Annotated in this window: 23 protein-coding genes and 2 tRNA genes; 14 read left to right on the forward strand and 11 right to left on the reverse strand. The window is 65.2% G+C overall.

The window, feature by feature from the left end:
- Nucleotides 1-36 precede the first annotated feature (36 nt).
- From B2527_RS02375 to B2527_RS02410, 8 genes are all read left to right on the forward strand, one after another.
- Nucleotides 37-972, forward strand: a complete 936-nt coding sequence (locus B2527_RS02375; protein ID WP_293705948.1) for an endonuclease/exonuclease/phosphatase family protein — start codon at nucleotides 37-39, stop codon at nucleotides 970-972.
- Nucleotides 973-1,035: 63 nt separating this feature from the next.
- Nucleotides 1,036-2,160, forward strand: coding sequence for a homoserine O-acetyltransferase MetX (metX, locus tag B2527_RS02380; protein WP_293705949.1), 1,125 nt, complete (start codon nucleotides 1,036-1,038; stop codon nucleotides 2,158-2,160).
- A gap of 93 nt (nucleotides 2,161-2,253) precedes the next feature.
- Nucleotides 2,254-3,084, forward strand: a complete 831-nt coding sequence (locus B2527_RS02385) for a DNA ligase (protein WP_293705950.1) — start codon at nucleotides 2,254-2,256, stop codon at nucleotides 3,082-3,084.
- 96 nt (nucleotides 3,085-3,180) lie between these two features.
- Entirely contained in the window at nucleotides 3,181-3,798 is a 618-nt protein-coding gene (locus B2527_RS02390; protein WP_293705951.1) for a cold shock and DUF1294 domain-containing protein, read from the forward strand.
- A gap of 199 nt (nucleotides 3,799-3,997) precedes the next feature.
- Nucleotides 3,998-4,459 carry a hypothetical protein gene (locus B2527_RS02395; RefSeq protein WP_293705952.1) on the forward strand — a complete coding sequence of 154 codons (462 nt, stop codon included), beginning with the start codon at nucleotides 3,998-4,000 and terminating at the stop codon, nucleotides 4,457-4,459.
- Entirely contained in the window at nucleotides 4,456-4,824 is a 369-nt protein-coding gene (locus B2527_RS02400) for an antibiotic biosynthesis monooxygenase (RefSeq protein WP_293705953.1), read from the forward strand. Before B2527_RS02395 ends, B2527_RS02400 begins: the two co-directional genes overlap by 4 nt.
- Nucleotides 4,825-5,005: 181 nt before the next feature.
- Nucleotides 5,006-5,239, forward strand: coding sequence for a hypothetical protein (locus B2527_RS02405; RefSeq protein WP_293705954.1), 234 nt, complete (start codon nucleotides 5,006-5,008; stop codon nucleotides 5,237-5,239).
- Nucleotides 5,240-5,432: 193 nt separating this feature from the next.
- Complete coding sequence (locus B2527_RS02410; protein ID WP_293705955.1) at nucleotides 5,433-5,705, forward strand: hypothetical protein; 273 nt, start codon at nucleotides 5,433-5,435, stop codon at nucleotides 5,703-5,705.
- Nucleotides 5,706-5,727: 22 nt separating this feature from the next.
- Here B2527_RS02410 and cydC read toward each other — a convergent pair whose 3' ends face one another.
- Both cydC and cydD read right to left on the reverse strand, forming a co-directional pair.
- Complete coding sequence (gene cydC, locus B2527_RS02415) at nucleotides 5,728-7,401, reverse strand: thiol reductant ABC exporter subunit CydC (protein ID WP_293705956.1); 1,674 nt, start codon at nucleotides 7,399-7,401, stop codon at nucleotides 5,728-5,730.
- Nucleotides 7,398-9,110: a thiol reductant ABC exporter subunit CydD gene (gene cydD, locus B2527_RS02420; RefSeq protein ID WP_414716968.1), complete on the reverse strand. Its 1,713-nt coding sequence runs from the start codon at nucleotides 9,108-9,110 to the stop codon at nucleotides 7,398-7,400. The genes cydC and cydD overlap by 4 nt, the downstream gene beginning before the upstream one ends.
- Nucleotides 9,111-9,310: 200 nt before the next feature.
- Between cydD and B2527_RS02425 the strand changes: the two genes are divergently transcribed.
- The 6 genes from B2527_RS02425 (at nucleotide 9,311) to B2527_RS02450 (ending at nucleotide 13,865) form a co-directional block, all read left to right on the forward strand.
- Nucleotides 9,311-10,891 (forward strand): cytochrome ubiquinol oxidase subunit I, encoded by a 1,581-nt coding sequence (locus B2527_RS02425; protein ID WP_293705958.1) that lies wholly within the window; start codon nucleotides 9,311-9,313, stop codon nucleotides 10,889-10,891.
- A gap of 15 nt (nucleotides 10,892-10,906) precedes the next feature.
- Entirely contained in the window at nucleotides 10,907-12,058 is a 1,152-nt protein-coding gene (gene cydB / locus B2527_RS02430) for a cytochrome d ubiquinol oxidase subunit II (protein ID WP_293705959.1), read from the forward strand.
- 31 nt (nucleotides 12,059-12,089) lie between these two features.
- Nucleotides 12,090-12,200, forward strand: coding sequence for a cytochrome bd-I oxidase subunit CydX (cydX, locus tag B2527_RS02435; RefSeq protein WP_293705960.1), 111 nt, complete (start codon nucleotides 12,090-12,092; stop codon nucleotides 12,198-12,200).
- A gap of 60 nt (nucleotides 12,201-12,260) precedes the next feature.
- Nucleotides 12,261-12,337, forward strand: a tRNA-Pro gene (locus tag B2527_RS02440).
- A 159-nt stretch (nucleotides 12,338-12,496) separates the two neighbouring features.
- Nucleotides 12,497-12,573: transfer RNA gene (locus B2527_RS02445), tRNA-Pro, on the forward strand.
- An 80-nt stretch (nucleotides 12,574-12,653) separates the two neighbouring features.
- Nucleotides 12,654-13,865: a CynX/NimT family MFS transporter gene (locus tag B2527_RS02450; RefSeq protein WP_293705961.1), complete on the forward strand. Its 1,212-nt coding sequence runs from the start codon at nucleotides 12,654-12,656 to the stop codon at nucleotides 13,863-13,865.
- A 192-nt stretch (nucleotides 13,866-14,057) separates the two neighbouring features.
- On the opposite strand, the gene B2527_RS02455 is transcribed toward B2527_RS02450, so the two are convergent.
- The 9 genes from B2527_RS02455 to B2527_RS02495 all read right to left on the reverse strand — a co-directional run.
- The gene (locus B2527_RS02455; RefSeq protein WP_293705962.1) at nucleotides 14,058-15,314 is read right to left on the reverse strand and encodes a glutamate-5-semialdehyde dehydrogenase; all 1,257 of its coding nucleotides are present in this window, start codon (nucleotides 15,312-15,314) and stop codon (nucleotides 14,058-14,060) included.
- Between the two features lie 30 nt (nucleotides 15,315-15,344).
- A complete protein-coding gene (gene proB / locus B2527_RS02460; protein WP_293705963.1) occupies nucleotides 15,345-16,493 on the reverse strand; it encodes a glutamate 5-kinase in 1,149 nt (382 codons plus the stop codon).
- Between the two features lie 4 nt (nucleotides 16,494-16,497).
- Nucleotides 16,498-16,755, reverse strand: coding sequence for a YciI family protein (locus tag B2527_RS02465; RefSeq protein WP_293705964.1), 258 nt, complete (start codon nucleotides 16,753-16,755; stop codon nucleotides 16,498-16,500).
- 401 nt (nucleotides 16,756-17,156) lie between these two features.
- Nucleotides 17,157-18,455, reverse strand: a complete 1,299-nt coding sequence (locus B2527_RS02470) for an argininosuccinate lyase (protein ID WP_293705965.1) — start codon at nucleotides 18,453-18,455, stop codon at nucleotides 17,157-17,159.
- An 82-nt stretch (nucleotides 18,456-18,537) separates the two neighbouring features.
- Nucleotides 18,538-19,491: an N-acetyl-gamma-glutamyl-phosphate reductase gene (gene argC, locus B2527_RS02475; RefSeq protein WP_293705966.1), complete on the reverse strand. Its 954-nt coding sequence runs from the start codon at nucleotides 19,489-19,491 to the stop codon at nucleotides 18,538-18,540.
- A complete protein-coding gene (locus B2527_RS02480; protein WP_414716970.1) occupies nucleotides 19,488-20,096 on the reverse strand; it encodes a GNAT family N-acetyltransferase in 609 nt (202 codons plus the stop codon). Before B2527_RS02480 ends, argC begins: the two co-directional genes overlap by 4 nt.
- Nucleotides 20,097-20,098: 2 nt before the next feature.
- Nucleotides 20,099-21,427, reverse strand: a complete 1,329-nt coding sequence (locus B2527_RS02485) for an acetylglutamate kinase (RefSeq protein ID WP_293705967.1) — start codon at nucleotides 21,425-21,427, stop codon at nucleotides 20,099-20,101.
- Between the two features lie 72 nt (nucleotides 21,428-21,499).
- A complete protein-coding gene (locus B2527_RS02490; protein WP_293705968.1) occupies nucleotides 21,500-22,597 on the reverse strand; it encodes an acetylornithine deacetylase in 1,098 nt (365 codons plus the stop codon).
- A 203-nt stretch (nucleotides 22,598-22,800) separates the two neighbouring features.
- On the reverse strand, nucleotides 22,801-23,889 hold a 1,089-nt coding region (locus B2527_RS02495; RefSeq protein ID WP_293705969.1), incomplete at its 5' end, for an argininosuccinate synthase.

The raw sequence follows: 23,889 nt of genomic DNA on the forward strand, positions 1-23,889 counted from the left end.
TTCCGGCGTTGGTTGATACCTCGCGTGCTTTACGGCGTGGCCGCTCTGGCCCTGCTCGGCATGCTGCTGCCACTGCAACGCGCCGTATTGCCGGGGGACCAAGGCCTGTCCTGGGCGCTGGACCTGTTTGCACATTGGCAACCCTGGTATGCCGCCACATGGCTGGCCTGCAGCTTGCTGCTGGCGTCCACCCGCAGGCGTTGGCTTCTGGCGCTTCCGTTGGTTGCATTGCCATGGTTCACCGCAAGCCGGCCCGCCGCACAAAGCGCGGAACCCGCGCAGCTCACCATCGTCATCGCCAACGTCAATATCCGCCAACACGACCCGCAGGCGCTATTGCAATGGCTTCGCGAACATCCGGCCAACATCGTCGTACTGACGGAACTCTCGCCCGCCTACGCACAGCGGCTGGCCGACGCCGGCAATGGCGGCTTCGGTCATGCCCTGCTGCACCCTTTGGAGTCTCCACCCGGCCTGGGCATTCTGTCTGATCGCCCATTGATGGAGCCGAGACTGCACACCGATACGCTGGGCGCACTCTACCTGCAGGCTTGCATTGATCTGCTCGGCCAACCGTTGCGCTTGTTCGCCGTCCACCCCAAACCACCGATGGCGGTGCGCAAGTTCAAGGCACGTGACAGCCTGTTGCGCGAACTGGCCGGCGCCTCGGACCAAGCCACCGTCATCGCCGGCGACCTCAATGCCACTGCGTGGTCCAGTGCCTTGTATGCAGCCCAGCAACACAATGTGCAACGCGTCACCGGCGCTGCCCCAACTTACCCCAGCGAAGGTGCCGGCGTGATCGGTATCGGCATCGACCATGTACTGGTATCGCCACAACTGGCGGGCAGCTTCCATCAACGCGGGCCCAACATAGGCTCGGACCACCTGCCGGTAAGGGTCGGCATCCGCTGGCAAGCGGCCCCGGCCAACGTTGGCAGCCGCCAGCATTGCCGCCTGTTGGCGGAATAGCGTGATAACCGCTGGTTATCACCCATGCGAAGATGTGCCACGCATCCCCGCTAAAATTGGCCGATGACCGAATTCATACCCGAGGGCAGCCGCTTCCACGCGCTTTCGTCCCCCTTTCCGATGAAGCGCGGCGGCAGCCTGCAGGGCGCCCGCGTCGCCTACGAAACCTGGGGCACGCTGGCCGCCGATGCGGGCAACGCCATCCTCATCGTCACCGGGCTGTCGCCCGATGCCCATGCCGCCAGCCACGCCGACAACCCGGCCGTTGGCTGGTGGGAACCCATGCTCGGCCCCGCCAAACCCATCGATACCGACCGCTGGTTCGTCATCTGCGTCAACTCGCTGGGCAGCTGCAAGGGTTCCACCGGCCCGGCCTCGATCAATCCGGCCACCGGCCAACCCTATCGGCTGGGTTTTCCCGAGCTGTCGATCGAAGACGTTGCCAATGCCGCCGCCGAAGTAGTCAAGGCACTGGGCATCAGCCAACTTGCCTGCCTGATCGGCAATTCGATGGGCGGCATGACCGCGCTGGCCGTGCTGTTGCAGCACCCGGGTATCGCCCGCGCCCACATCAACATCTCCGGCAGTGCGCAAGCCCTGCCTTTCTCCATTGCCATCCGCTCGCTGCAACGCGAAGCCATACGACTTGATCCGGCATGGAACAACGGTGACTACGACGACGCGCACTATCCGGAATCCGGCATGCGCATGGCGCGCAAGCTGGGCGTCATCACCTACCGCTCGGCGTTGGAGTGGGATGGCCGCTTCGGCCGCGTGCGGCTGGACTCGGAACAGACCGACGACGACCCGTTCGGGCTGGAGTTCCAGGTGGAAAGTTATCTGGAAGGCCATGCGCGTCGCTTCGTGCGCCGCTTCGACCCCAACTGCTATCTCTACCTGGGTCGCTCCATGGACTGGTTCGACCTGGCCGAGTACGGCAACGGCGACGTAGCCGCCGGCCTGGCCAACATCCACGTCGAACGCGCCCTGGCCATCGGTGCCAACACCGACATCCTGTTCCCGGTCGAGCAACAGCAGCAGATTGCCGATGGGCTGCGCGCCGGTGGCGCCCAGACCCGGTTCATCGGCATGGATTCGCCGCAGGGCCATGATGCATTCCTGGTCGACTACGATCGCTTTGGGCCCGCCGTAGGCCAGTTCCTGCAAAGCCTGCCGACAAGCGGCTGACCACAACCCCCACCACCACGGCGGGCTACCCCTGATGGCGGCCCGCCATGCACGATCGCACGCTGTCCGTCTGTCACCTATCGGCAACGGCCCATGCTGCGTGCAATTCTTCTGCTGCTCTGCCTACTCCCCTGCGGTGCGCTGCGTGCAGCGGCGCCACCCCTGATGCTGGCCAGCACCTGGCAGGACGGCCCCGATGTCAGCCAGTACCTGGTCAGCGAAAAACTCGATGGTGTCCGCGCGCGTTGGGACGGCCGTGTCCTGTGGACCCGCGCCGGCCACCGTATCCACGCACCTGCCTGGTTCACCGATGGCTGGCCCAGCCAGCCACTGGATGGCGAACTGTGGCTCGCGCGCGGACAATTCGATGCCACCAGCACCCTGATCCGCGCCGCCATCGACGACGACGCGCGCTGGCGCGCACTGCACTTCATGGTCTTTGACCTGCCCGCCTCCGCAGAGGGCTTCGAAGCGCGACATGCGCGTCTGCGCGTGCTCATCAACGGCAGTGCAAACCCCTACCTGCGCCTGATCGAGCAACGGCGGCTTGCCGATACCGAAGCCCTGCACCGGCATCTGCGCAGCATTGTCCAGGCCGGTGGCGAAGGCCTGATGCTGCACCATCAGGATAATCGCTACAGCCCCGGCCGCAGCGCCGGCCTGTTCAAGCTGAAGCTCTACCAAGACGCCGAAGCCCGCGTCATCGGCCATGTGCCCGGCAAAGGCAAGTACGCCGGCAAGGTCGGCGCGCTGCTGGTGCAGACCGAGCAAGGCGCCCGCTTCCGTATCGGCAGCGGCCTGACCGATGCCCTGCGCGACAGCCCGCCGCCACTCGGTGTGCAGGTAACTTACCGCTACAACGGGCTCACCGTGCACGGGCTACCCCGCTTCCCGCGTTTCGTCCGTGTACGTCACGAACCGTGAGACCCACCGCCCCCGCGCTGCCCTCGACCTTCCCTGCCAGCTTCCCACCCGTCGCGCGATGGGGTGCAATATGCGGGACCACTGGACAGGGACACCATGCGCTACCAAGGCCGATTGCAGGACTGGAACGATGACAAAGGCTATGGCTTTGTCACCCCCAATGGAGGTGGCGAGCGCGCCTTCGTACACATCAAGGCCTTCGAGCAGCGAACGCAGCGCCCGGTGGACGGCCAGCTGATCAGTTACAGGGTACGCAAGGACACGCGTGGCCGGGTCAATGCAACGGCCATCCGCCTGGCCACGGGCACTGCCGGCACCAAGCCGGCGCCGGCGAAACCCGTTGCCTTCACTGCCAGACTGCCGCACGTATTCCTTGGCTTGGCGGCATTGCTGTGCATAGCCACGCTATGGGCGCTGCGCCGCCTCCCCGACTGGTCCCTGCCATTGTTCGGCTGCATGAGCGTCATCGCCTTGGGGTTCTATCTGCATGACAAGGGTGCCGCCGCTCGCAACCAGCGACGCACACCGGAGAACACCCTGCACCTGATCGCCTTGCTGGGCGGCTGGCCCGGCGCACTGATCGGCCAAGGACTGTTCCGCCACAAGACCAGCAAACGCAGCTTCCAGGCGATTTTCTGGCTCACGGTGGTACTCAATCTCGCGGTCCTGGCGCTACTGGCGCGTGGCTTCGGCGGGGGAACCCTCAGCCTGTAATCCACCCGACGCATGCGATCCTGGCGGCACCGCCGGCAACAAGCGGCCATGCCCGGGCGGCCCCACCGCCAGATCGCTCAGCCGCCGCCTTTCCCGCCGTCCTGACATGCCCCGGCAGCGCCTTGCCAAAGCCGCTACCCTGCGCGCAGCAGAAGGTCACTGCAGGCACACGCCCCCAGTTCACCAGAGGACGGCATTGATGCTCAGGATTCCCGCAATCGCGGCACTAGTGCTGTTGATGTCCTGTGACAGAAGCGCGCAGCATCAACCCGCCCCACGCATGCACAACGCCGCCGTCTCCGGGACGCAGGTCGATGACAGCTTCCTGGATAGGCTGGATGACAACTGCCGTGCCAGCAAGGTCCAGCCCGTGGCGTTGAACGACCGTGAGCACTGTTTTGCCACAGCGCTTTCGGCCCATTGCAACCCGACCAATGATTGCCTGGTCACCTGTCTGGTTTCCGGGCAGGCCCGCGACATCGGCGGCGGCTGTTGGCACATCTGCTTCCAGGACGCGCACAGCTATGCCCACTATCAGGAACCGTCGTCAGCGGCCCGGTGCAGGTCCCTCGACCCCAATGCCCGACCGACGAAGATGTACAGGCCAGGCGCGATACGCGATATCCCATCGCAGTCAGCACGGAAGGAAGCCATTCGATGATTCAGGGACTGGGGTTCTGCGTGATCTACCGTGCCAAGGTGCATCCTGACAAGGAAGCCAGATATATCACGGCATGGTCGGCACTGACCGCATCGATCAGGCAACACCGCGGCGGCCTTGGCTCGCGCCTGCACAAAGGCAGCGATGGCATCTGGTATGCCTACGCGCAATGGCCGAGTGCAACCGCACGGGACCAGGCGTTCTCATTGCCCTGCGTGGACCCTGACCCTGCCGCGCAGTCGGAGATGGATGATTGCATCATCGAGCGTCTGCCGGAAATCAGGCTTGAACCGATGGCCGACCAACTGGTGCTGGTATCCGAACGGCTGGCCGGTGGCCTGCCCGGACATGGCCCTGGCCAATAGAAACAACGGGCATCCCGGGGCCGGGAATCATCTGCCTCAATGACGGGTAGCTGGCCCGCATGCACCCCGCCGCAGCTGTACCTGTTCAATCAAAACCAAATCAGATTCATCATGCGGGTCAACGACACCCTCACTCCCGGCAACCACAAGCCTTACGCCCCAACCCTGGAAGGAACCTCGTATGCCGAATTCCCTGCAAGTGGCAGCAACCCTGCTCGCCTCCCCGCCCGGCAATGCAACAGCGCTGTCGGCCAGCGAAGAAGGCTACAACCTGGGACTGCGGGTTGGCGCCCAGGTAGGCGCTTTTGTTCACCAGTTCGGCCCCTACCTCGGCGCCCTGGCGCTGGCCTGCGCCCTGTGGCTCGTATACCGTCGTAGAACAATGCCCAAGCCGGCAAAGGGCAGGGCGACCTGACACCCGCGCGGCCCGCGCCTGGACACTCCGCCCCAATCGCATGCCCGCGACTTCTGGTGTATGCGGGCCACGTGCAGGCAGGCTGGGACTGGCACAGCGTTGTCGGCCTGGTCTCCACACGGCGGGAAAGCAGCACAGCGCCATCCTCAGCCTGCAGCGCGGCAGCCCAGCCCAGCCCCGACAAGGAAGCATCGTGACATTCTGGATCGTGACAACCTTCATCAGCGCCCTGTTGGGACTGGCCAGCGCCGCCTTCTTCCGCCGCACATGGGCCGCACTGCTTTCAGGCGGCCTGTTGGCGCTGCTGCTTGCCCCCTACCTGGGCCTGCGCTTCGTGCAGGACATCACCGGCCACCATGATGCCCAGGATGGGCTGGCCTTTCTGTTCGGGCCGTTGGTGGCGGTACCGGTCGCCGCGCTTTGCGTCTGTCTCTCAAAGCACCTGCAACGGCGGCGCGGGCGCTGACCCGCATCACACGCTGGACGACTTATTCCCGCAGCAGTACAAGCTGCCCTTGCTGCAGCCGGTATTCGCGCTGTACTACGCCGGCAGGCAGGCTGTCGTGGGTGATCATCAACAGGCTGCGCTGCCCCATTGCGGCCGCCAGATCGTTCAGCAAAGCATGCGCCGTGTCCACATCCAGACCTTCGGTGGGCTCATCCAGCACCATGATCGGGGCATTGCGCAACAAGGCGCGCGCCAGTGCCAGGCGGCGCGCCTGCCCGGCTGACATGGTCGCACCGTTCTCGCCAACCCAGGCGGACAAGCCGCCCTGCTGCTGCGCCCAGGCAGCCAACTTCACCTGTTCAAGGACTGCCCACAGGGTCTGTTCGCTGGCATCCGGATCCCCCAGCCGCAGGTTCTCGGCGATGCTGCCGGCAAACACCGGCGCGCCCTGCGGCAACCAGGCGATCTGCCGATACCAATCGTCCTGAGCAAACCCACGAAGATCGGCGCCGCCGTAGCAGACCGTCCCCTGCTGCGGGTCCCATAGCCGCAGCAACAAGGCGGACAACGTGGTCTTGCCACAGCCGCTGTCGCCACGGATGGCGATACGCTCGCTTGGGGCCAGGGTCAGGTCGACCCCGTCCAGCAACCGACGGGGCTCCCCCGGCCAGGCGAATACCACCTGCTGGAATACCAGCGGTTGTGCCTGGGCGGGAACCGGGCAAGGCTGCGCCGGGTCCTCGACCGTCGGTGCCTGATCCACGATCTGGCCGAGCCGTCGCCCAGCCACACGCGCCGACTGCAGCGCCTGCCACGCAAGACCGCTGCCAACCGCTACTTCCAGCAGGGCAATGGTCAGGAACACCAGGCTGGCGGCGTAAGGTGCCGGGACGGTGCCGGCAGCATAGGCGGACAGGGCAAGCCACAGCATCGCCAGCAGGCCCAGCCCGGCAATGGCCGAATGCAGGACGTTGCCGGCGATCAAGCGGCGGCGGCGGCGCAGGTCGCTTCGTGCCAGCTGCTGCGCGGCCGCGTCCACGCGCAGGGTCCAGTCATCACGCGCGTCCAGTGCCGTCAGGTCAGCCGCACCTTCCAGCCCCTCGAAGGCCAGGGTACGCAGTTCCGCCCGTTGCTGGGCCCGCTTGGCCTCGCCTGCACTGCCACCGCGCACCGCAACCGCCGGCACGCCAAAACCGACCAGTGCGGCCAGCACCAGCAGCAACAGCACTGCTGGCCAATGGATCAGCGCGGCAGCCGCGACCGTGGCCACGGCGATACCGGCCAACGCCAGCAGGGGGCTGATGGCACGCACCATCAAACCATCCACCTCACTGATATCGGTGATCAGGCGTGCCAGCAGCTCACCCGTGCGGCTGCTGCCCAGCCGCGCCGGCGCCAACGGCAGCGCACGCTGGAAGAACCAGACCCGCAGGTCGCGGGCGATGCGCAGGGTAACGTCGTGCCCCACCAGCTTCTCGAAGTAGCGCGAAGCGATGCGGGCCATGGTGAGCGCGCGGATACCCGCCGACGGCGAGAAGAAATTGAACGTACCCGCCATGCCCAGCAATCCGGCCAGGGCCGCCGCAGTGAGAAAACCACCGGACAGGCCCAGCAAGCCCACCCCGGCCAGCATGGTGGTCAACAGCAGCAAGGTGGCCAATACCAGGCGCCAGCGGTGCCGCTTGAATACATCGCGCATCGTCAGGGTGCTCATGCTCGCTCCTCCTGCTGCTGCAGATGGGGCTGCAGATCGATCACCTGGTCGGCCCAACGCATAGCCAGCTGGCTATGCGTGGCCATCAGCACGCTGCGACCGCGGGTATGCGACGCCAACGCCTGCAGCAGATCGGCCTCGGTCTGTGGATCCAGGAAGGCGGTGGGCTCATCCAGCAGGAACAGGTCCGGCTCCAGCAACAGCAAGCGGGCCAGACCGATACGCCGTGCCTCGCCGCCGGACAGGCCAAAGCCGCGTTCGCCTATCACCGTATCCAGGCCCAGCGGCAGCTGGCGGGCAAAGCGCATTACCTGCGCGACCTCGGCGACGGCCTGCAGGCGCGCATCGCTCACCGCCGGGTCGGCCAGGCGCAGGTTGTCGGCAATGGAGCCATGGAACAGATACGGGCGTTGCCCGGCGTAGCCGATGCGGACACCGTCACGCACCAGCAAGCGTCCTTCCCGCGGCGGCAGCCAGCCGGCCAAGGTCTCCAGCACGGTGCTCTTGCCACTGCCACTGGGGCCGACCAGCGCCAGCCTCTGGCCGTCCGCGATATCCAGCGAAAAATCCCTCAGCACATCGTGGACCGCGCCCTTCGGGCGCAGGCTTGCCGCCCGCAGGGCCACCATCGGCGCGTGCAGCTGCAAGGGCTCGGGGGCTACCAACGGCGCGGGCGGCGCCACCACCGGCGCTTCACCCGGGTCATCGGCCAACAAACGCTCGACCTCGGCCGCCGCCGCCAAGGCGTTGGCGCGGTCGTGGTAGTGCGCGGCAAGACGGCGCAGCGGGGCGTAGAACTCAGGTGCCAGCAACAGGCAGAACATGCCGGTGCCCAGGGTGGGCACCGCCGCGTGCAAGGACATCAGGCCCAGATAGCTCAGGCCCAGGTACAAGGCCACCATCGCCACGCTGACCGAGGCAAAGAACTCCAGCACGGTGGAGGACAGGAAGGCGATGCGCAGCACCTTCATGGTGCGCACGCGCACACCGTCTGCCGCCTCCGCAATGCCTGCCAGCTCGGCCTGGCCACGGCCATACAGGCGCAGCAGGCCCAGGCCCTTGATGCGGTCGGCAAAATGACCGCTCATGCGCGCCAGCTCGCCAAGCTGGGCGCGGCCAGCCGCCTCGGCGCCCCAGCCCACCAGCATCATGAAAAACGGCACCAGCGGCGCGGTGAACAGGAAAATCAGCGCCACCACCCAGTCCACATAGGCCACCGCGGCAACAATCAGCAGCGGCACCACCACCACTTCCACCCGCACCGGCTGGAAACCGGCGTAATAGCCCTCGATGGCGTCGCCATGGGCCAGCAGCAGCTCACCCAGCTCGCCACTGCGCTGACGGCGCAGCCATAGCGGGCCGCGCGCCATCAAACGGCGATACACCTGCGCGCGCAAGGCCAGCTTGGCGGCATCGGCCACCCGCCCGGCGGCCTCCTGGGCCAACCCGCCCAGCAGGCTGCGCAGCAGCAGCACCGCTGCCAGCACCCAGAAACCGTGAACCAGCTGTACCCAATTCAGGCGTTCCACGACTATGCTCTGGATCAACCAGGCAATGGCGCCGGCCTGCACCACCAGCAGCGCACCGGAAACACAGACGGCCAGGGCCGCCAGACGTTGCTGCGACCGGGCCCCTGAGGCCAGCCCCGCCAGCCATTGCTGCTGTTGGCGGCGCTGCTGGGCGGCGCTGGTAGGTGGAACTTCGCTCAAGACTGACAACTCAGGTGAAGGAGATCAACGTGATTGTAAGCAAGCCGTACCCCGCCTGCCGGTCCTGCACCATCGGCGTTGGACAGCCAGCCCACATTGATCCAGATCAAGGCATTGGCAGGCCTGAACGGGGAGTATCGCTGCCATAGAACCCCTTCCCGCCACACCATGACGCCCAATTCCCACGAGGTAACCAGGCCATGATCGACTCAACAGTCGTAGAACTGTCACGTCTACAGTTCGCGCTGACCGCGATGTACCACTTCCTTTTCGTCCCGCTCACGCTGGGGCTGTCCTTCATGATCGCGATCATGGAGAGCGTCTATGTGATGACCGGCAAGGATGTCTGGCGCCGCATGACCCTGTTCTGGGGCGTGCTGTTCGGCATCAACTTCGCCATGGGCGTGGGCACCGGCATCGTGATGGAATTCCAGTTCGGCATGAACTGGTCGTACTACAGCCACTATGTGGGTGACATCTTCGGTGCGCCGCTGGCCATCGAGGGCCTGATGGCGTTCTTCCTGGAAGCCACCTTCATCGGCCTGTTCTTTTTCGGCTGGGGCCGCCTGTCCAAGGTGCAGCACCTCACCGTGACCTGGCTGATGGCACTGGGCACCAACCTGTCGGCGCTGTGGATCCTGATCGCCAACGGCTGGATGCAGAACCCGGTGGGTGCGGTGTTCAACCCGGAAACGATGCGCATGGAAGTCGTGGACTTCATGGCCGTATTGTTCAACCCGGTAGCACAGGCCAAGTTCGTGCATACGGTCTCGGCCGGTTACGTCACCGGTGCGGTGTTCGTGATGTCGATCAGCGCCTTCTTCCTGCTGCGCAACAAGCACCACGACGTCGCCCGCCGCTCGTTCGCGGTGGCTGCCGCCTTCGGCCTGCTGTCCTCGCTGTCGGTGGTGGTGCTGGGTGACGAAAGCGGTTACGCCGCCAACGAACACCAGAAGATGAAGCTGGCCGCGATCGAGGCCATGTGGGAAACCGAGCGCGCACCGGCGGACTTCACCGCCTTCGGCATCCCCAACCAGGAAACCCACCAGAACGACTACGACATCAAGATCCCGTACCTGATGGGCCTGATCGCCACCCGTTCGCTGAGCCAGCCCATCCCGGGCATCCTGGAACTGGTTGACCGTGCCGAGCACCGCATCCGCGGCGGCCAGCTGGCCTACGGCGCACTGGAACGCATCCGTGCCGACAAGAACGACGTCGAAGCACGCGAGATGTTCGACCGCCATTGGCAGGACCTGGGCCATGGCCTGCTGCTGAAGCGTTACCGCGAGGACATCCTCAACGCCACCCCGCAGGAAATCTCGCAGGCGGCGATGGACACGGTGCCGCGTGTGGCCCCGCTGTTCTGGACCTTCCGCATCATGGCCGGCCTGGGCTTCTACCTGATCGCCTTCTTCGCCGTGGCCTTCTACTACTCCTGCCGCCACAACTTCCAGGACAAGCGCACCTTCCTGAAGATCGCGCTGTGGACACTGCCGGCACCGTGGATCGCCATCGAATGCGGCTGGTTCATCGCCGAGTACGGCCGCCAGCCGTGGGCCGTGGAAGGCGTGCTGCCCACGTTCTACGCCGCTTCGGGCCTGGCCCTGCATGAAATCCTGATGACCCTGGCCGGCTTCACCGCGCTGTACACGGTGCTGCTGATCATCGAAATCAAACTGATGCTCAAGGCCATCCGCAAGGGCCCGGACGACATCCTGCCCTCGCTGCAGCACAACGCCCCCACCCACGCCTCCAAGCCGGCCGCTGGCCAGGTTTGAGGAAGGAGAACACTCATGGATTTCATTCTTCTGGACTACACGACACTGCGGGTGATCTGGTGGCTGCTGCTGGGCGTGCTGCTGATCGGCTTCGCGGTAATGGATGGCTTTGACCTCGGTGTCGGCGCACTGCTGCCGTTCGTGGCCAAGACCGACGAGGAACGCCGCCTGGTGATCAACACCATCGGCCCGGTGTGGGAAGGCAACCAGGTGTGGCTGGTGCTCGGTGGCGGTGCGATCTTCGCCGCCTGGCCGCCGCTGTATGCGGTGAGCTTCTCCGGCTTCTACCTGGCCATGTTCGTCATCCTGTTCGCCCTGATCCTGCGCCCGGTCGGCTTCAAGTACCGCGGCAAGATGCCCAGCCAGCGCTGGCGCAACAACTGGGACTGGGCGCTGTTCATCGGCGGCTTCGTCCCGGCGCTGATCATGGGCGTGGCCGTGGGCAACGTGCTGCTGGGCGTGCCGTATCACTTCGATGACACCCAGCGCGTCTGGTACACGGGCACGTTCTTCGGCCTGCTGACCCCGTTCGCACTGCTGGCCGGCCTGCTCAGCGTGGCCATGCTGGTTTCGCACGGTGCCGCCATGCTGGTACTGAAGACCGACGGCCCGGTGGCCGAGCGTTCGGCCCGCTACGGCTCCATCGCCGCCATCATCAGCTTCGTGCTGTTCGCCTTGGCCGGTGCCTGGGTGGCCTTTGGCCTGCCTGGCTACGCCATCACCTCGCAGGTGGTCAGCGATGGTGCCAGCAACCCGCTGCTGAAGACGGTGGAAGTGGGCGCGGCCGGTGGCTGGCTGCACAACTACAGCACCATGCCGGCCACGATCCTGGCGCCGGTGGTGGGCCTGCTGGGTGCGCTGGCCAGTGCGGTGCTGCTGCGCAAGCGCCGTGGCGGCCTGGCCTTCATCGCCTCGGGCGCCTCTATTGCCGGCATCATCTTCACCGTCGGCTTTGCGATCTTCCCGTTCCTGCTGCCCTCCTCCAGCCAGCCGGGCTCCAGCCTGACGCTGTGGGACGCATCGTCCAGCCACCTGACGCTGTGGATCATGCTGCTGGCAACGGTGGTCTTCCTGCCCATCATCATCGCCTACACCACCTGGGTGTACCGCGTGCTCAAGGGCAAGACCACGCTGTCGGAAATGGGTGAAAACCCGAACGCCTACTGATCCGCATTCGCGACATACAAGGAGTCATCTCATGTGGTATTTCGCCTGGATCCTCGGCGCCGGTCTTGCCTCGACGGTCGCCATCCTCAACGGCATGTGGTTTGAAGCACGCGAAGCCCGCAAGGCCGAAGCAAACAGCTAAAAAACCGCATTAAGGTATTGCCAAGAGCCCGGACTGAGCGTATCTTTCCGGGCTCCTTCGCGGGGTGTAGCTCAGTCTGGTAGAGCGCTACGTTCGGGACGTAGAGGTCGCAGGTTCGAATCCTGTCTCCCCGACCAAAGGGTCGAAAGAAGCCTGGAAAAACGGCAACGTTGTCCAGGCTTTTTATTCGCCGGTACCGCGATACCGGCAGCCACGCACCGCGCCTTGCAGGCCGCGTTGGCTGAACAAAAGAACTTGCAGGGCACGAGGTTCACCGCTACAATAGGCGGCTCCTTCGGGGTGTAGCTCAGTCTGGTAGAGCGCTACGTTCGGGACGTAGAGGTCGCAGGTTCGAATCCTGTCTCCCCGACCAATTCGACAAAAGCCGGCCTCTGGCCGGCTTTTGTTTTTGGTGGGTTTCAAACGACGCCACCCACCGCGTCGGAGTAAGCAATGTCCACGTCCGCCCAGCCTCTCCCCCGGCACCCCCTGCTCAAGGGCCGCCTGCTGGCATTCATCGCCATCGTGCTGGTCTCGGCCAACCTGCGCAGCGCCGTCACCTCGCTGACACCGCTGCTGGACCGACTCGGCCACATCTTCGATTTCGGCAGCACCATGACCGGCGTGCTCGGCATGATGCCGACCGCCGCCTTTGCCGTATTCGGCCTGGCCACCCCGCGCATCACGCGCGCCATCGGCCTGGAACGCACTGCCGTACTGACCATGCTGCTGGCCACTGTCGGCCTGCTGCTGCGCGCATTCTCCGACAACGTCGGCATGCTGCTGGTCGGCTCCGCCATCGCCCTTGCTGGCATGGGCATGGGCAATGTGGTGGTGCCACCATTGGTGAAGCGCTACTTCGCCGACCGCGTGGGCACCCTGAGCACCATCTACATCACCGTGCTGCAGGCCGGCACGATGGTGCCGGCGCTGCTGGCGGTGCCGGTCGCCGACCAGTTCGATTGGCGCATCTCGCTGGGCATGTGGTCGCTGCTGTCGCTGGCCGCCCTGCTGCCGTGGTTGCTGCTGGCACGCAGCGCCCCGCGCACGGAGACAAGTACCGCCACCAGCGAACATGCCGCCGGCCGCGTCTGGAAGACGCAACTGGGCTGGGGCATGGCGCTGATGTTCGGCATGACCTCGTTGGGCACGTATTCCCTGTTTACCTGGTTGCCGAAGGTAATGGTGGAAGCCGGTGCCAGTGAATCCTTTGGCGGCGTGATGGTGGCGGTGTATTCGGCCATCGGCCTGCTGCCCTCATTACTGGTGCCCGCCCTGGCGGTGCGCATGCGCAACCCGTTCCCGATCGCGGTGATGGTGTTCGTGCTGAACATGATCGCCTTCGCCGGCCTGCTGTGGGCACCGATGAACGCGCCCTTGCTGTGGGCGGTGATCGCCGGCCTGGGCCCGTCCACCTTTCCGCTCGGCCTGACCCTGATCAACCTGCGCACGCGCAGCCAGGCCGGCTCGGCGGCGCTGTCCGGCTTCATGCAGGGCGTGGGTTACAGCCTGGCCAGCCTGGGCCCGCTGCTGTTTGGCTGGCTGCATGGCATGAGCAACGGCTGGACCTGGTCGTTTGCCTTCCTCGCCGTATGTTCCGGCGTGCTGCTGACCGGCGCCTGGTTTGCCTGCAAACCGCAGCAGTTGGAAGACCACTGGAAGTGAGCTGCCGTTGATACAGAAAAGCCGCCGATGTGAATCGGCGGCTTTTTCGTATTCCCGCAAGCAACGTAGCCCGGGTAAGCGCAGCGCACCCGGGGAGTGCAACGATCGAAGACCTGCAGCTGCCAACACCATGTGCTCCCGGGTGCGCTGCGCTTACCCGGGCTACGAGGCCACGACGGTGGTCTTCTACGATTACTTCAGCGGATGCCTGACCTGGCCTTCGCCGCGCACGACGAAGCGCTCCACCGTGAGTGCCTCCAGCCCCATCGGCCCGTAGGAATGCAGGCGCGTGGTGGAAATGCCGATCTCCGCGCCCAGCCCCAGTTCGCCGCCGTCGGAGAAGCGCGAAGAGGCATTGACCATCACCACCGCCGAGCGCAGTGCACGCACGAAGGCTTCGCCATGGGCGGGATCGCCGGTGGCGATCACCTCGGTATGGTCGGAGGTATACGCCTGGATATGGGCGATGGCCGCCTGCATGTCCGGCACCACGCGGATGGCCAGGATCAGGTCCAGGTATTCGGCCGCGTAGTCCTCCTCGGTCGCCGCGGCGATGCCGGGCAGCAGCGCCTGGCTGGCCGCATCACCGCGCAGTTCGACACCCCTCTCGCGCAGCGCGGCCGCGGCCAGCGGCAGGAAGCGTGGCGCGATGGCCTCATGCACCAGCAAGGTCTCCAGCGAATTGCAGGCCGCCGGGCGCGAGGTTTTGCCATCCACCAGCAGGTCCACTGCCAACTGCAGGTCAGCGCTGTCATCGACAAACAGGTGGCAGACGCCCTTGTAGTGCTTGATTACCGGCACGCGCGCGTGTTCGGCGACAAAGCGGATCAGCCCTTCGCCGCCGCGCGGAATAGCCAGGTCGATAAGGTCGTTGAGCTGCAGCAGCTCCAACATGGTCTCGCGGCGCAGGTCTTCGACCAGCGTGAGTGCCGCATCAGGCAAGCCGGCCTCGCGCAACGCACGCTTGAGGCTGGCAGCAATCGCCGTATTGGAATGGATGGCCTCCGAGCCACCGCGCAGGATCACGCCGTTGCCGGCCTTGATGCACAGCGCTGCGGCATCGGCAGTCACGTTCGGGCGTGCCTCGTAGATCATCGCGATCACGCCCAACGGCACCCGTACCTTCTGCACACGGATGCCATTGGGGCGGTCGTAGTCCCGGGTCACCTCGCCCACCGGATCCGGCAAGGCAGCGACTTCGCGCAGCGCATCGGCCACACCGCGCAGACGTTCCGGGTTCAAGGCCAGCCGATCCAGCAGGGCCGACCCCACCCCCTTGTCACGTGCGGCCTGCAGGTCCCGCGCATTGGCGGCGAGGATGCTGCCTGCATCGGCTTCCAGCGCGGCAGCCATCGACTTCAGCAGCGCGCTGCGGGCCTGACTGGAAAGCAGACCCAGTTGCTGCGCGGCATCGCGGCATTGCACTGCGAGGGTGCGGATATCACTCATGTTCTGTCCTGCCAATGATCAAAGGAAAACTCACAGCAACACCAGGTCGTCGCGGTGGACCACGTTGTCGCCGTAGTTGTAGCCAAGGATGGATTCGATCTCACGGGTGTGGTGCTGGCTGATGCGGCGGATATCGACTGCCGAATACTGGCTGACGCCGCGTGCGACCCGTTGCTGGCCCTGCGCATCGAACAGCCGCACCTCCACCATGTCACCACGGCGGAACTCACCCTCCGCACCCACCACGCCACCTGGCAGCAATGAAGCGCCCTTGTCACGCAATGCGCGTGCCGCGCCGGCGTCGATCAGGATCGCACCCGGCTCCAGCGGTGCATGTTTCAGCCAATACTTGCGCGCGGCAATGCGTGACTGCCCGGCATGCAGGCGGGTGCCGTACAAGCGCCCCTGCGCCAGCCCACGCACCACGTCGGCGCTGCGGCCATTGAACAGGAAGGTGTCGATGCCGGCTGCGCCAGCCTTGGCAGCAGCCTGCAGCTTGGTCTGCATGCCGCCGGTGCCTACCGCGCTGCCGCTGCCGCCGGCCATTGCAAGGACGTCCGGGGTCAACTCGGCGACCTGGTTGATCGGCTGTGCATCGGGATTGCTGCGTGGGTCGGCGGTGTACAGCCCGTCGATGTCGGTGGCGATGAACAAGGCATCGGCATCGACCAGTGCAGCGACGATGGCTGCGAGGTTGTCGTTGTCGCCAAGCTTGAGCTCATCCACCGACACGGTGTCGTTCTCATTGATCACCGGCAACGCACCTAGTGCCAGCAACTCATTGAGCGTTGCGCGCGCATTGAGATAGCGGCGGCGATTGCGCAGGTCGTCGTGGGTCAACAGCACCTGCGCCACCGGGCGCTCGAAGAAGCGCTGCCACAAGGCGATCAACTGCGCCTGCCCCAGCGCAGCCAGCGCCTGCCGCGCGGCCATGGCTGCACCGGCCTCGGCAGCCTTGGGAACGATGGCGCGGCCTGCAGCAACTGCGCCGGAGGAGACGATCACCACTTCACGCCCGGCCAGCACATTGGCCGACACGAACTGCGCCAGCCCGAGCGCGAAGCGCGGGGTCAAGCCGCCACCATCGGCCGCCAGCAGACTGCTGCCGACCTTGAGGACGGCGCGGCGCCATTGCGGCAGTGTTTGTTCGGCGAACGGAGAGAACGACGTCTGGATCATGGGATCAGCGGGTGTTCCACTCGTGGATGGTCAGCTCGGAGCTGCCCTGGATAGCCAAAGGGTCGCTGGCGACGATGGCCTTGGCGGCTTCGAGGGTGTCGACATTCTTCAGCACGTAGGCGCCGCCGGTACCGTCGCTGAAGCCACCGGTCAGGTGCAGCTGATCCTTGCCATTGAGTGCATCGAGAAAGGCTTTGTGCGGCGCAATCACAGCATCGTCGAACGACGGCTTGCGCATTGCCAGTACAAGATAGAGCTTCATTGCGTTCTCCTATAACTGCGTATGACACCACGCCGAAGCGGAAGATGGTGCGATTGCTTTCGCTTGGAACTTGCTTTGGCTTTGGCTTTGGCTTCGGCTTAAGCCCCTCTCCCGCCTGCGGGAGAGGGGCTGGGGTGAGGGCAAGCTTCTAGCTAAGCGAAAATCAAAAGCCCCCTCATCCGCCCCCCGCCTTCGCGGGGGGCAGGCTCTTTGGGCATCCCCGCCTTCGCGGGGACAGGCTCTTCTCCCGCAAGCGGGAGAAGGGACAGCCAGAGCCAGAGCCAGAACCACAGCCACAGCCACAGCCAGAACCACAGCCACAGCCAGAGCCGAAGCCAAAGCCACAGCAAGAGCCGGGGCGAAAACCAATACGGGCACCTTTCGGCGCCCGTATCAAAACCTCAACCCTGCAATGCACTCCAGCGCGCAACAAGCTCCTCAAGGCGAAGATCCGCGGCCGCACCGGGCGACACGCGCGCCGCCAAGCTGCCTTCGGGCGTACGCCCCTGCCCCGCCGTATCCGCCGCCTCTGCTGCAGCCTTGTAAGCATCACGGAACGGCACGCCCGCCACCGCGGCTTCCACCGCAACGTCGGTCGCATACATGCCCGAATCAATCGCCGCGCGGATGTTGTCATCGCGCCAATCCAGGTTCGACAACAAGGCCGGCAACAGTTCCAGCGCCGCCAGCCCGCGGCCAAAGCCGTGCACGATGGCGCCCTTGGAGTTCTGCAGGTCACGCTGATAGCCGGACGGCAGCGACAGCAGCTGCTCGATCTCGGTACGCGCGGCGGCAACACTGGCATGGGTGGCACGCATCAACTCGATCACATCCGGGTTGCGCTTGTTCGGCATGATCGAGCTGCCGGTGGTGTACTGCGCCGGCAGCGCCACGAAGGCGAACTCACCGGTGGTGAACAACGACAGGTCCCAGGCGATACGACGCAGGTCCAGCGTCGCCCCACCCAAAGCTTCCAATGCGGCCAGCTCGAACTTGCCGCGCGAAAGCTGCGCGTAGATCGGGCTGATCTGCATGCGCGAAAATGCCAGCGCCCTGGTGGTGTGCTCGCGATCCAGCGGCAGGTTGACGCCATAACCAGCCGCCGTACCCAGCGGGTTGGTGTCGATCAGCGCGCGGGTGTCACGGGCGCGGATGGCATTGTCGATGAAGGCCTCGGCCCAGCCGGCCCACCACATGCCCGCCGAGGACACCACGGCGCGCTGGATATGCGTATAGCCCGGCAGCGGCTGCAGCGGTTCGGCGGCAGCACGATCCAGGGCAACCTTGGCGACTTCGGCGCTGATCTGCGCCACACGCTCCAGCTTGTCCTTCAGCCACAGACGCGTGGCGACCAGGATCTGATCGTTGCGGCTGCGGCCGGTATGGATCTTGCGGCCGGCATCGCCAAGACGCTCGGTCAGGCGTGCCTCGATGGCCGAATGGCAATCCTCGTACTGCTCGTCCAGCACGAAGCTGCCGTTGCGGAAATCCTCGGCCAGGATGGCCAGCTCGCGCTTGAGCGCGGCCAACTCGTCGGCACTGAGGATGCCGATGTGCTGCAGGCCCTCGGCGTGTGCGGTGCTGGCCTGGATGTCGTGCAGGAAGAACTCACGGTCCAGGATGACGTCGTCACCGGCCAGGAAGGTCTGGATCTTCGCGTCAACGGCGACGCCGGGCTTCTGCCAAAGCAAATTTGTCATGTCGATCTCTCTCAATGCAGCCATGTAGGCGCGGCGCAAGCCGCGAAGCGGACAAACTCTTAGCCGCCGCTACCCACGAGAATCAGTACGGAACCGCCATCAGTTCATCCAGCCCCAACGCCCGGTTGAGGTTCTGCAATGCCTGGGTAGCCGCGCCCTTGAGCAGGTTGTCGATGGTTGCCACCACCACCACGCGCTTGTTGCCTGGCGCCATGGTGAAGCCACCGATCTGTACACCGTGCTTGCCGGCAATGCGGCTGACCCACGGCGCCTCATCCACCACCTCGACCAGGGGCTCGTTGGCATAGTGCTGCGCGTACAGGGCGACGATTTCTTCGCGGCTGCGCGGCTGCTGCAGCCACAGGTTGACGGTCATGGTGATGCCGCGAAAATGCGGGGCCACATGCGGCATGAACTCCACCGGTACACCGAGCTGGGTCGACACCTCGCGCTCATGCACATGGTTGGTCAAGGCGTAAGGCATCAGGTTGTCGCACAGCAGCTCGGGGTTGTTCTTGTCCGACGGCGTGGTGCCGGCACCGGACCAGCCCGAGACACCAAAGCAGGTCGGCGGACCGGCGAGCTGGCTCAGCAGCGGCGCGATCGCCAGCTGCATGGCAGTGGCGTAGCAGCCCGGGTTGCTGATCCGCTTCTGCCCGGCATAGCGCGCGCGGGTCAGTTCCGGCAGGCCGTAATACCAGCTGTTGTCGAAACGGTAGTCAGCCGACAGGTCGACGATCACCGTGTCCGGCGCCGCCGCATCCAGCGCCGCCACGAACGGTTCGCCCTTGCCGTTGGGCAGGGCCAGCACCACCGCGTCCACGCCCTTGGCCGCCACCGCGTCCGGGCCCAGGCTTTCATAGCGCAGCTCGCCCGTATAAGCGCTGTTGTGGTCGGCCACGCGCTGCCCGTCCAGCTCACGCGAGGACACGAAGGCCAGCTCGATGCGCGGATGTGCGGCCAGCAGGCGGATCAGTTCGGCACCGGTGTAACCGCGTGCGCCAACAATGCCTACCGAGAACTTTTTGTCAGTCATGAATGCGAATCCAGAAGGTATTGCAGGTGGGCCTTCACCGCAGGCCACTCCGTGTCGATGATGGAAAACACCACGGTATCGCGGCGCGATCCGTCGGCATGACGCTTGTGGCTGCGCAGCACACCATCCTGCTTCGCACCGAGGCGAGCAATTGCATTGCGCGAGGCCTGGTTGAACCAGCTGGTCTCGAAGCCCACGCTGATGCAACCCAGGGTTTCAAAGGCGTGATGCAACAACAGCAACTTTGCTTCGGTATTCAAGCCGCTGCGCTGCACACGTGGGTGGTACCAGGTGTAGCCGATGTTCAAACGTGGCACGTCCGCTTCCAATGCGTAGAAGCGGGTACTGCCAACCACCTCGCCGCTGGTATCACGAACCACGAACGCCAGCACCCTGCCCTGCGACTGTGCTTCCAGCGCAGCGACGACGTAGTGGCCAGCATGCTCGGGCGTAGGCACATTGGTGTACCAGCAGCGCGCCAACTCACCTTCACCCAAGGCACGCTGCAACGCCGGCACATGCGCCAGCTGCAGCGGCTCCAGGGTCACGTGCCGCCCCTTCAGAACCGGCACCTGGCTCCAGTGCCCGGCGCTAGCCAGGTCCACGCTCACCCCTGCAGGCTCGGCTTGCGCTCGCCGCAATGCGCGACGTAGCCCTTGATGCTGTCGAAGTCGTTGGCGCCGAACCAGAACACCTTCCAGTGGTCCAGCTTGTAGCAGCCCTCGGACTCGGAATAGTAGAAATGGTTGACCGGGTTGCCGTTGCGCGAGCGCCAGAACAGCTGCGGGGTTTCCTCCAGCATCACGTTCCACACGGCGCGGCCCAGGCCTTCGCCCTGGGCATCGTCGAGCACGGCGAACTTGTCCAGATAGACGCCCTCGGCCTCGTTGGTGAGGATCACCGCAGTGCGGTAGTTCTCGCTGACATAGGCGCGCAGCAGCTTGGTCTTCTCGAAGTAATCCGGTACCAGGGTGCGGCCGAAGCTGGATTCGATCAGCGACTTCAAGCGCGTGGTATCCAACTGGTCCCACGATGTCGCCTTCAGCACCTTCTCGCCGCGCCGCACCAGGGTACCTGAGCCCTTGTGGGTGAACAGTTCCTTGGCCAAGTCGGCCGGGCGCGTGATCGACACCGAGGATTCTTCCGGCAGCTTGTCCAGCAGGTCCTTGATCTGCTCGATCTTGACTCGCATGCCGCCGTGGATCCACGGCTGCTGCATCAGCTGGTCGTACTCGGTGGACAGGTTGATCGAGTCGATCAGCTTGCCTTCCTCGTCGAGCAGGCCGCCGGTGCCGGTCAGGAAGATGATCTTGTACGGCTGCAGCTCCTGCACCAGCTCGTTGGCGGCGAAGTCTGCATTGACGTTGAGGATCTGCCCGCTCGGGGTTTCGCCCAGGCTGGTGATCACCGGGATGGAGCCGGCACGCAGGCTGGCTTCGATGGGCGCCAGGTTAACCTTCTTCACCTCACCGACCAGACCGTAGGTGTCGACGTCCAGGTACTCGGCTTCGAATACGCCACCGGTGATGGAGGTTGCACGCGCACCGTTCTGCTGCAGCGCTTCAACCAGCTTGAGGTTGGACTGCTGGAACACCTTGCGCACGATCGCCAGGGCTTCTGGCGAGGTCACGCGCAGGCCGTCGATGGTCTGCTTCTCGATGCCGGCAGCGGACAATTCGGCATCGAGCTGCGGGCCGGCACCGTGCAGCACGATCGGGGTCAGGCCAACTTCCTGCAGGAAGGACAGCGACGAAGTCAGCGCTTCCAGATCGTCGCGCAGCACCGCGCCACCGACCTTGACCACGGCAAAGCGCTTGGCATCAAGCTGCGAAAAGCGCTTGAGGTACTGGCTGATTTCCTTCGCGCTGGCCATGCTCGAAAGCAGGCGGACGATGGTCTGGCGGGTCTGGCGGTGCGGCTGCATGGCTGGGGACATTGCTTGTATCTACATGGCGACGTTATGCGTCGCGGGAAGGAGCCGGCGGCAGGCCGCCGGGCCACGTGCGGCTCAGGCGCCGCGTTGCAGGATCTGCAGCACCGATTCGGCGTAGCGCTGCAACTGCTCCAGCGTCACGAACTCATCGGCGGTGTGGGCCTGGGCGATATCGCCCGGGCCGTACACCATGGTGGTGTAGCCACCGGCCGAGAACAGCGAAGCCTCGGTCCAGAAATCCACGGCATTGCCGATTGGCAGACCGAGCTCGTCGGCGATGTCGCGCGCAGCCAGACGGCGTTCCTCGGCGCGGGCGATATCACCGGATGGCAGGCTGGGGCCGCGGAAGGTTTCTTCAAAATGCGCGGCCTGCGGCTCGGCAAAACCGGCGAAGGTGGCCAGCAGTGCATCGATATCCATCGACGGCAGCGGGCGGAAGCCAAAGCGCAGCTCGGCCTCGGGCGCGATCATATTGGCCTTGATGCCGCCTTCGACGCGGCCGATGTTGAAGCGCAGGCCGGTCAGGCCGCCAAAGCGCGAATGCGCCAGCGACTCGACGTGGTCCAGTGCCTTGCCGCCCCAGCGCATGGCCTGGTGCAGGGCGCTGGCGGACGGATCCTGCTTGCCCGAGGCGTGGCCGGCGCGGCCCTGGAACTTCATCAGCACCGAGCTGATGCCACGGTGCGCCAGCACGGCTTCGCTCATGGTCGGCTCGGCGACGATCACCGCTTCGTAGGGGATGCCACGCGCCAGGAAGGCGGCGATGCAGCGCGGATCGTTGGCTTCTTCGTCACTGGAAAACAGGAAGGCAGCATCGCCATCGCTCAGGTTGGCGGCGGCCACCAGCGCTGCGGCAGCGCCCTTGATGTCGCAGACGCCAAGGCCGACAACGCGGTCATCCAGGCGACGCATCACATGCGGATCGGCCGACCAGTGCGGGGAGTCCGGCACGGTGTCCAGATGCACGTTGAACAGGTATTTGGGGGTGCCGCGCACCGCATAGAAGCTGACCGCACCGGCGCCGTGGTCGATCACCTCGACATTGAAGCCCGGCAGGTTGTCGCGCAGGTAATCAAAGATGCCGCCGGTGGTGATGGCACGCGGCGGATTGCGGGTGTCGTAGGACACCAGCTTTTCCAGGTGATCGAGGGTGGATTGGAGCAGCTTGGTCATGGTTGCAGGCAGGTCATCACAGCAATGATCGGGGGAGCATCCCTTCTCCCGCTTGCGGGGGAAGGTGCCCGAAGGGCGGATGGGGGGAGCTTTTGATTTGCCTTCTGCCTTGTGAGCGAACAACGACAGAAGCAAAAGCTGCCCTCACCCCAACCCCTCTCCCGTGAACGGGAGAGGGGCTTCAAGCGGCGAGCGTCGTGCACTTAGCGGTTGACCTGCGCGTACAGCGTGGAGCTCATGCCGAACAGCTTGATGAAGCCTTCGGCTTCTTCCACGCCCCAGTCGGCCGACTGCGCGTAGGTCGCGCCCTTGGCGTTGAGGATGTGCTCCGAACGCACGGCCACCGCGTCAACGCGGCCACCCCGGGTTTCCAGCACCACTTCGCCGGTCACCTTGGACTGCGAGGACTCCAGGAACGCTTCGATGTCGGCCTTCAGCGGGTCGTGGTAGAAGCCTTCGTACACCAGCTCCACCCACTTGCGCGCCACTTCCGGCTTGAAGCGGTTCTGCTGCTTGGTCAGCACCGCATCTTCCAGCGCGCGGTGCGCGGCCAGCAGCGAAACCAGGCCCGGGGCTTCAAACACGATGCGGCCCTTCAGGCCGATCACGGTGTCGCCGGTGTACACGCCGCGGCCCACGCCGTACTGCGCGAACAGCTTGTTGAGCTTGGCGAGGATCTGCTCGCCCGGCAGTGCCTTGCCGTCCAGCGCGACGGCTTCGCCCTCGACGAACTTCAGGGTCACGGTCAGTGGCTCCACCGGCCATGCGCTGCGCGGTGCGCACCAGCCACGCGCGCCCTCGCCCGGGGCTTCCCACTTGTCGATCTCGCCACCGGACATGGTCAGGCCCAGCAGGTTCTCGTTGATGGTGTAGGCCTGCTGCTTGGCGCGCACGCCGAAGCCACGCGCTTCCAGGTACTTCTGCTCGTAGGCGCGGGTCTGGGTGTGTTCCTTCTGGATTTCACGGATCGGCGCGACGATCTGGTAGTCGCTCTGGGCCTTCACCGCCAGGTCGAAACGCACCTGGTCGTTGCCCATGCCGGTGCAGCCGTGGGCGATGATGTTGGTGCCCAGCTCGGCGGCGCGCTTGAGCGCGGCATCGACGATCAGGTAACGGTCGGAGACCAGCAGCGGGTACTGGCCCTGGTAGCCCTCGCCTGCCCACACGAACGGCTTGACGAAACCATTCCAGATGGCCGGGCCGCCATCGACGGTGACGTGGCTGGTGACGCCCAACTCGGCCGCACGCTTTTCGATGAAGTCGCGCTCGTCCGCATCCACGCCGCCGGTGTC

This window comes from Stenotrophomonas sp. UBA7606 (genome assembly GCF_002477705.1).
GTDB lineage: Bacteria > Pseudomonadota > Gammaproteobacteria > Xanthomonadales > Xanthomonadaceae > Stenotrophomonas.